This is a genomic window from Collinsella sp. AF16-8, from assembly GCF_003462695.1.
Lineage (GTDB): Bacteria > Actinomycetota > Coriobacteriia > Coriobacteriales > Coriobacteriaceae > Collinsella.
In genome coordinates this window covers 1-9,159 of record NZ_QRXX01000016.1, presented here as the reverse complement: position 1 = coordinate 9,159, position 9,159 = coordinate 1, and the positions used below count along the sequence as shown (strand labels likewise).

Here is a 9,159-nt window from a genome sequence, read left to right as displayed (position 1 = left end):
GGCCGTGTTCCGCTATGCGGTTGTCAATTTGCGAAAGAAATTATGCGTCACCCAGATATCTACAGCCAGCAGCTGCGTAGCCTTCGGAATCAAAATAATATTCCGCTCCCCCGATAGTCAAAAAACAGTTTGACGGCCAACCATCGGCCTCATATCTCAACCACAATTTGCCATTTTGATAGGCCCAAGAACCAGGAAGAGCGATGCTATTGTCAGGGGAACGAACAATTTGAAACGAAAGCCGCGCGAAAATGCCAGCATAATCCCCTAGTCCATTTACACTTATAGCGGCACGGCTAGGCGCAATATTATTCAAATAAATAACTTCAAAATCGATTCCGCTTGTCAGCGCAGACCCGTTAACGACAAAAACCGAAACCTCTGGAGAAATCGTATCACCGGTGTATTCATATGTTGACGAATCGATAAACACTTTGAAATCAGCTGAATCTAAAGCCAAGCGATCGCCATACGATGACACAAATGCCTATTGCCCCGATTGAGCTAAAGAGACATCGCACCCTCAACAACACAATCTTCGCTTAATGAGAAGGCAACCGTGGGGCTTAAAAGGGGAACGATATTAATTAATGGTATGCAAACCGCACTGATAAAACTGAAATAGCGATTTCCCGACATTTCACTCTTTCTGTCGCATTAAAGCGTTGTCGTGCATATATCAGATTCTAGGACGAATTCCCTTCATTAAACGGGCGCTAGGGCCACGTTCTCATAATAAGATTTTACCTGATCTCGAACGGTTAAGCCAATTAGGCGAAAGTAGTTACATCAACCAAATAATCAATACGTAACAACCTTTGTTCCATAAGGAATATTGTCGTAAATCCATTTTGCATTCTGAATCTCAAGACGCACGCATCCGGCAGAGGATGGGACCCCCATTGTGGGATCCATCACGCGATTGCTGTTAACATAGTAGGGTGAGGAATGGAATAGGTAATCACCATAGAACTGCGTGTAGTAATAGCAAGTATATCCATGCCCAAAGGAGTATCCCTTACCGTAGACTTGATACTCCCCTATCACCGTAGGCGTGCTAGCTTTTCCCGTCGAACATACATATCGACGGTTTAAGGACCAGTTATTCCAAGATCCAGTGTAAATACTCGTAACGCAACGTGACGTATCGACAAGTATCAGCCAATTTGTATTGCTTGAATAACTTTGAGCCTTAGCATCCATATAGTCTGACATCCACGCGCCGTTGGCCATGAAGTAATTCCAGGATCCGTCCACAACGCGCCAGCCAGTAGCCATGGCGCCACTAGCGTCAAGCCAATACCAGGTACCCCCCAGGTTAAGCCACCCTGTTTGCATATAACCAGACGAATTCAAGTAATACCAAGATCCGTTAACGGCAACCCAGCCGGTTTTCATAACGTAGGTAGATGGGTCCAAATAGAACCAGGAGCAATCCTTGTACAACCAGCCAGATCGTGCATAGCCAGCGGTCTCATCAAAGAAGTACCATTTTCCGTTAACGTTCTTCCATCCAGCGCAGGGGGAGCCATCGGTTGGATCAGCATAGAACTTGCACCCTCCAAGCGTCACAAACCCGTGAGCTTCGGCTAATTCGCCACCACCGTTTGTTGTAAATAGCTTTCTACTACGCAACGCTCCACACAATGAGCAATCAGAACCAGCAAAAGCCTTAGACGGCTCATCCTGGATCGAGTCCTGGACATCTACCCATTCACGACAAGCAACAGCGCCTGAAGCTTTTGCATAATAGCTTTTCCCATTTACAGAAAAATGACCTAGCAGCATTTTACCGTCGGCGGCAGGATCGAGATAATAGTATTGGCTATTATCCTTCAGCCATCCCGTCTTTACAATGCCCGACGCATGAGAAGGCTCAGCGTAATACCAGTCTCCATCGCTCATAAACCAGCCGAGTGACAGCGCTCCCGTTGAAGAAAAATGATATTGATTGGATCCGATGACAAAAAAGCCGGTAGCCATTCTGTTGTCATTTGCGACATCGAGCCAATACCAAACGCCATTCACCAAACGCCAGCCCGATGCAAGTGCGCCGGAACCGTCAGCGTAATACCAGTCCGTCCCATCAAACGCCCAACCAACAGCCATTGCGCCGGAATCCGATAAATAGTAACGAGACGAACCGACAGAAACGATTCCTCTAGACATAACACCATCATTGGCGGGATCAAGCCAATACCAGTTATTGCCAGTTTGAAGCCAGCCGGTTAAGACTTCACCATTGCTACCCCAATACCATAAACCGTTATCAAGGCACCATCCATTAATCAGCCCATAGGTTCCAAGAAGATAAGGGTGCCCATCAATAACACGTCGACCAGTAGCCATAGAACAGCTGTTAAGGGAGTCAAACCAGTACCATTGGTCTCCAATAAACTGCCAGCCACTTGCCAAAGCGCCTGACGGACCCGCGTAATACCACTTATTTTCAGCAAAAATCCAGCCGCAGCTCATTGCGCCGTCACGAGCGGGGTCCAAGTAGTACAGGGAGTCGTCAATATTCTGCATTCCGGTCAAACGACAGCCATCTAGATAGTAATACCAGGACAAACCGTTCCATTGCCATCCAGATAGTTGTTCTGTAGTCGACGGGTCATGGCTTTCGACAACCTGTAGGCTCGAATCTTCCGTTGTTTTGCCGGCACAATCGCTGGAGTCTTGAGAGCAACCGCCACCGACCAATGCTCCCGGCCCTCCTGTCGAGTCGCGCTCTACGGCACCGTTATCCGCCCCCTCTTCCACGGCATAAGCAGTGCAAGAAAATGCGGGGGCTGTAACTGAGAGTAAGGCGGAAAATAGCATCAAGCCAATTACTCGCCAGCAAATTCGATGATCAATCCGAGCATTCATTTCAGGCCCCCAACCGGTACAGACTGTCTTGCAGGGAATCTATTAAATAAACGGACGAGCTGCGCCGATTACATTTCCCCTTGCGCTAATAGGATGAATTCCGACACCTTGATGAGGCCAGGAATCAATCATCAAGCCGCCGCCAAGTGCAATTGCAATATGACCGCGGTAATAAATCACATCGCCGCGTTGAATCGAGCTCGTGCTCACGGGCATAAAGATATTGCTTCGATACCAATTCATGGAATTATAGGTTTGGCTTGGATCCCAGCGATGGTTATAAGGGTTGTAAACACCCATATCCATGCCAGTAGCATAAAGACATTGCAAGACAAAACCAGAGCAATCAACAGCCCCGCCGGGAGCGGTAGACCAAGGCTCAATATATTGCGTACCGATATATTCGTAAGCACGCTGAATAAAGGCATTCACGCAATCTTCCCGCGTCGCTTCGACAGAAATGCGAGAAGGAGTCACATAGGTAAAGTAGCCAGTGCAGTAGCTAGGCAACTGAACAGTCCAAGAGCTGACCTGGGGATACTGCGGAGGATTTTGCCAGCCAACCTTGTCGCACTGGCCATCGCTCCAGAAAATTCGACGCACGCCATCGATGGTTCTTGCGCCTGTTGCCATAGCACCGCTGCCGTCTAGCCAATACCACTTACCCGAATCTTTAAGCCAGCCAACATGCATGCTGCCGTTGGAGTCAAGGTAATACCATGTTCCATTGAGGCATTTCCAACCAGTTGCCATTTTTCCGTCGGCGTTTAGGTAATACCATGCACCGTCAGTAAAAACCCATCCAGTTTTCATCGCACCAGAATCGGCATCAAGCCAATACCAATCGCCATCAATCTGCAGCCATCCACGATGAATGACGCCCGTTCCGGGCTCAGCATAAAACCTTTGATTTGCAACATTAACCCAACCGGACGCAACCTGCCAGCCATCAGCTCCAGCTGTTTTTAGGATAGTACCGTTTTCGCGGATCACATCTTTGCAAAGATATCCATTGCCATCGGCATATCTTTCTACGCCGTCTTTAACGGTAATCCAGCTTGACACCACAAGTCTACCGCTCAGGTTTGCGAAACAATCGTTGCCGCCCACCTCAAATAAGCCCGTTTTCATGAGATGGCTAGCAGGGTCCAGGTAATACCAACTCACGCCCTCTTTATACCAGCCAGAAATAAGCGCGCCAGATTCAGAGGCAAAATACCAGCCGTCCTCGGACTGAGCCCAACCAATAGCCATAGTCCCATTCGAATTCAAATAATATGCTGCATTGCCAAGGTCTAAATACCCAACAGACATTTTGCCGTCGGAAGCCGGATCGAGATAATACCAGGTTCCGTTAACGAGTTGCCAGCCAGTGACCGCAATACCATTAGAGCAGTAATACCAATCTACTCCATCTTTGAACCATCCATTTACGAGGCCATAGTCGCCAAAAATGTAGGTACTTCCATCGATCTCGTGACGACCTTTGAACATAGCCAGCGTCTGAGAGTCAAAATAATAGCGAGTCCCACCTATCGTCTGCCATGACGAAGCAAGTGCGCCCGATGGATATGCCCAGTACCAATTCCCGTCAACGAGAATCCAGCCGGTTTTCATAGCACCAGTGGCATCTAAATAGTATTTCCCGCTCCCGAGGTCGACAAAACCAACCTGCATTATATGGGTGGCAGGATCCAGGTAATACCATGTGCCGTCTTGATAAAACCAATCAGCAGCTAAATCGCCTCCAGCATTGGCATAAAACCAATTTCCATCTGAGTTACGTAGCCAGCAGTTCTGATATAGCGCGCCAAAAGGCGTTGCGGCATTGCCGTCATTCGCATAAAACGAAGCAGTCGATCCGCCAGCATCGGTCACATTGAAATAACCTGTCTGCATTGCACCATCATTGGCCGGATCAAGCCAATACCAATAGCCCCCGCTTTGCAGCCAGCCAGTTTGGTGTTTACCGTTTTTTCCGTAATACCAAACTCCAGACGACTCGTCTCGTTGCCAGCCATCTTTTATGACGGAAGAATTATCAGGTTGCAAATCATCGGAAACCACAGAAGAAAAATCCGCTTTTGACTCAATACTCTGAGCCTCAACGGAATCCTGTGCAAACGCGACATTCGCACTCAGGGGCAAGCAGCAAGCAGTGATTAATGACGCAGCAGCACAAACAAGCGTGGCCTTCTTTTCGAATCGATACATAAGCGACCCTCCCAGATATCCTATTTAGTTATTTTAATCCACCTTTCGAGATTGATTTTCGCTACTTTCTGTTCAGTCTATGTAGCTAAATACAATTGATTGAACATATCGTTCAATCATTCTATTCTTTTCCTAAGCAATGAACATCTTAATTGGAGGCCTGCAGTGGAACTGACCAAGCGTAACTTTACAGTTCTGTACGAATACCTAAAGAACCCATATGCCAGCCAGCGAGAAGTTGCCGAGCGCACCGGCCTTTCACTTGGATCAGTAAACGCAGCGAATAAAGAGCTCACGAATGAGGGGCTTCTCGAATCGGACAGCCTAACCGACGGCGGTTACGAAGCGCTTCATCCCTATAAGGTTGAAAACGCAGTGATATTGGCTGCGGGGCTTTCGAGCCGCTTTGCTCCCATTTCGTATGAAAAGCCCAAAGGCCTTTTAAAAGTACGTGGTGAGATCCTCATTGAGCGACAGATTAGGCAGCTGCAAGACGCAGGTATCAGCAATATCACCGTCGTTGTCGGCTATAAAAAAGAATATTTCTTCTATCTCGAAAGCAAGTTCGGCGTCTCGATTGTCGTCAACAACGAATATGCATCCAAAAATAACCACGCATCGCTTATGTGCGTAAAAGAGCGGCTTGGCAACACCTATATTTGCTCAAGCGATGATTACCTTCTAAACAATCCGTTCGAAGCATACGTTTGGAAAGCATTTTATTCTGCTCAATATGCTGAAGGCGCCACCAAAGAATGGTGCATTCAAACCGGAGCAATGGACAGAATTACCAATGTTACGATTGGCGGTTCCGATGCTTGGTATATGCTCGGACATGTCTACTTTGATAAAGCCTTCTCGCTTGCATTTAAGCAGATTCTCGAAACGGAATATAACAAGCCCGAAACAACGGACAAGCTTTGGGAAGATCTATATATCGAGCACATCAAGGAGCTCGATATGGTTATCAAGAAGTATCCTGAGGGCGAGATCAACGAATTCGATTCTCTTGATGAGCTGCGTGCCTTTGATCCGCATTTTATCGAAAACGTTGACTCCGATATTTTCGATAACATCGAGCAAGTGCTCGGCTGCTCCAAATCAGAGATTCACGACGTTTATCCCCTTAAACAAGGTCTTACGAATCTATCGTGCCACTTTAGAACCAATGACGGAGAGTACGTTTACCGCCATCCGGGAGTCGGGACCGAACTGCTTATTAACAGAAATGGAGAAGTAGCCGCACTTAAAAAAGCCAAGGAGCTCGGCCTTGACGACACGTTCATTCATGAGGACCCAAAGCGTGGTTGGAAAATTTCGAAGTTTGTACCCAACGCAAAGCAGCCTGACCCGCATGATCCTGCCCAAATGAATCGAATGATGCAGATGTGTCGTTCGCTTCACGAGAGTGGTGCAAATGTTGAAACCGAATTTGACTTCTACCTCGAAGCGAAGCGCTACGAATCACTTCTTCTGGAAAAAGGTCCCATCGACATTCCAGGCTACAGGGAAATGTCCGCCGAAATCGATGAATTGGAGCACTTTGTACAGGCCGATAATGCACCAAAATGCCTTTGCCACAATGACTTCTTTTACCTCAATTTCCTTATCGATGAGAACGACAAGTACTATCTCATTGACTGGGAATATGCTGGCATGAGCGATTACGCAAACGATTTTGGAACATGCAGTGTCTGCTGCGAGCTTTCCGAAGATGAAGTCGACCGCGCGCTTGATGCATATTTTGGGCGCAAGGCAACAAACAACGAAATTGCGCATAACTATGCGCACATTGCCCTTGCAGGATGGTGCTGGTACCTCTGGTCTCTTCTGAAAGAAGCCGAAGGCGACTTCGTGGGCGAATGGCTCTATATCTACTTCAATTACGGTGCCAAATACCTCAAAAAGGCACTGGAGATCTATCGGAAAGGTGAGTAACGATGCAATTCGGCTTTTTTAGCGGTCTTCTTTGGGGCCTTGATACAGTAATTCTTGGAATCGGCTTGGCGCTTGCGCCCTATATTGGATCGGCGGAAGCGCTTGCATGCGCCTCCATTGCGGGATCCTTTCTCCATGATGCCTTCTGTGCAATTTGGCTCTTTGGCTACATGGGAGTCCGAGGCAGACTAAAAGACACGCTCGCTGCACTTAAAACTCGTTCGGGCAAGGTCGTCATCGCCGGCGCCCTACTCGGTGGACCTATCGGAATGACCGGCTACGTATTGGCAATTAATAACATCGGAGCTGCCTACACGGCAATCATCTCCGCCTTCTATCCCGCAGTCGGAGCATTCCTTTCCTTCGTACTGCTGAAGGAGAAAATGGGCAAAGGCCAGATTCTTTCCCTTCTCGTTGCTCTTTGCGGTGTAATGACGATGGGCTATCTATCGGCCGGATCGAGCGAGATTGCAAATGCCCCCCTCGGCTTACTCGGCGCAGTGCTTGCCGTTATTGGATGGGGATCCGAAGCGGTGCTGTGCGCATGGGGAATGAAAGATGATGCCGTTGATGACGAAACAGCTTTGCAAATCCGCGAAACTACAAGTGCGCTTGTTTATGGAGCGCTCGTACTCCCCCTCTTCGGAGCATGGCATTTCACGTTGGGCGCTATCCCGAGCATGCCCACATTGATTATTGCACTCGCCGGGCTCGCAGGAACTGCATCCTATCTGTTCTATTACAAGGGCATTGCGGCAATCGGAGCAGCGCGTGCGATGGCTCTGAATATATCCTATTCGGCATGGTCGGTGGTCTTTGGCCTGATCTTGCTTGGAACAATTCCCGACATGGCATCTGTAATCTGCTGCATTGTAATTGTATGCGGAACAGTTTTGGCAGCCAGTAACTGGGACGAACTATTTGGACGTAATAGGACAGCGTAGCTTGATTAAAAATGTAGTAAAAGGGGGAGAGCTCGTCGAGCTATCCCCCTTTTTAACATCATGGCTATTCAATTACCACGGCCTGGCTATCCATCTGTTGCCACGTACCGAAGAACACCTGGGCATTTCGCGTAACATTGCCGTTAATCGAATCCGAAAGATAGACAATTCCCTGCTCATCATCATAGCCTTTAAGGACTACAGCATGATTACCGCCCCACAGGCCATAGGAATGCCCGTTATACCAACGAGCAGCATAACGGCCTCCTGGCCAACTTCCCCATTCGGTATTCCACATCTCAACAGGTTGCCCACAGGTCAGTCTGTTCTTAATGGAAGAAATTGACGAGAAAGAAACGTCTTTTGCCTGCTTGATACTTCCCACAGCGCGCAGAAAGTTATTACCAGCAATAGTAATCGCAGGGGCGACGCATCCCATGAGACCCCCGCTGCTACGCCTTGGGTTGCCATCAAAGGCGGTAACAAAGTTGCCGTTGCTTCCCTTGGGCAAGTAATAATCCGCAATAATCGTCTTACCTAAACCGAAACCATAGTAGTTAAGCAAGTTTGTAAGGGCAACCGACTCACAGCCAGTAGGAAGTTCCGGATACTGCGAATAGCACGGGACATCGACCCAAGCGCCAACCATTGTGCCGGATGAGCTGAACTTGTAGTCAGTAGAGCCGATCCAATACCAACCGTTGCTCAACATTACTCCCCCACGCGCGGCATCAAGGTAATACCATGTGCCCCCAAGGGAAAGCCATCCCGTCTTCATTGTGCCGGAAGCTGAATCCAGCCAGTACCAGTTGCTGCCATCGTTAAGCCAACCGGTCGCCATTCGACCATCCGAGTTAAAGTAATACCAAGACCCAGCAATTTGCTGCCACCCAGTCAGAATTACCCCATTTGTAGAACAATAATATCGAGAACCCTGACTCTCAATCCAGCCCGTTCTAACATTCCCGTCATCATCAATCAGCTGGATTCCCGAATCAGTCATGATGCCTTTAAGGTCAATTGCGCCGCTGGAAGACGAATGATACATCCAAGACCCATCACCGTTTGACCAGCAATTAGCCATCATCTTGCCAGAGTTATTAAATATGTATTCACATGATCCAATAGTTTGAACACCCGTGGCCATGGCGTGCGTCGAGGGATCGAGCCAGTACCACGTACCGTTTAGGTT

6 protein-coding genes are annotated in these 9,159 nt (G+C 48.2%); 2 read left to right on the top strand and 4 right to left on the bottom strand.

What is annotated here, in order from left to right; translation table 11 throughout:
• Positions 1–40: 40 nt before the first annotated feature.
• The 3 genes from DWW73_RS10080 to DWW73_RS10395 form a co-directional block, all read right to left on the bottom strand.
• On the bottom strand, positions 41–460 hold the full coding sequence (locus DWW73_RS10080; RefSeq protein WP_147343558.1) for a hypothetical protein: 420 nt from the start codon (positions 458–460) through the stop codon (positions 41–43).
• A gap of 341 nt (positions 461–801) precedes the next feature.
• Entirely contained in the window at positions 802–2,871 is a 2,070-nt protein-coding gene (locus tag DWW73_RS09830) for a L,D-transpeptidase family protein (RefSeq protein ID WP_117779466.1), read from the bottom strand.
• A 42-nt stretch (positions 2,872–2,913) separates the two neighbouring features.
• Positions 2,914–5,085, bottom strand: coding sequence for an NlpC/P60 family protein (locus DWW73_RS10395; protein ID WP_117779465.1), 2,172 nt, complete (start codon positions 5,083–5,085; stop codon positions 2,914–2,916).
• A gap of 165 nt (positions 5,086–5,250) precedes the next feature.
• Between DWW73_RS10395 and DWW73_RS09820 the strand changes: the two genes are divergently transcribed.
• Both DWW73_RS09820 and DWW73_RS09815 read left to right on the top strand, forming a co-directional pair.
• Positions 5,251–7,023: a phosphotransferase gene (locus DWW73_RS09820; protein ID WP_199412404.1), complete on the top strand. Its 1,773-nt coding sequence runs from the start codon at positions 5,251–5,253 to the stop codon at positions 7,021–7,023.
• Between the two features lie 2 nt (positions 7,024–7,025).
• Entirely contained in the window at positions 7,026–7,967 is a 942-nt protein-coding gene (locus DWW73_RS09815) for a DMT family transporter (RefSeq protein WP_117779464.1), read from the top strand.
• 64 nt (positions 7,968–8,031) lie between these two features.
• Here the strand turns inward: DWW73_RS09815 and DWW73_RS09810 are convergent.
• Positions 8,032–9,159 (bottom strand): C39 family peptidase (locus DWW73_RS09810; RefSeq protein ID WP_233509202.1); only part of this gene is annotated, 1,128 nt, incomplete at its 5' end.

Excerpts from the sequence above, each read along its gene's own strand:
- DWW73_RS09830 (WP_117779466.1), bottom strand. The coding sequence starts at position 2,871 with ATGAATGCTCGGATTGATCATCGAATTTGCTGGCGAGTAATTGGCTTG.
- DWW73_RS10395 (WP_117779465.1), bottom strand. The coding sequence starts at position 5,085 with ATGTATCGATTCGAAAAGAAGGCCACGCTTGTTTGTGCTGCTGCGTCA.
- DWW73_RS09815 (WP_117779464.1), top strand. The coding sequence starts at position 7,026 with ATGCAATTCGGCTTTTTTAGCGGTCTTCTTTGGGGCCTTGATACAGTA.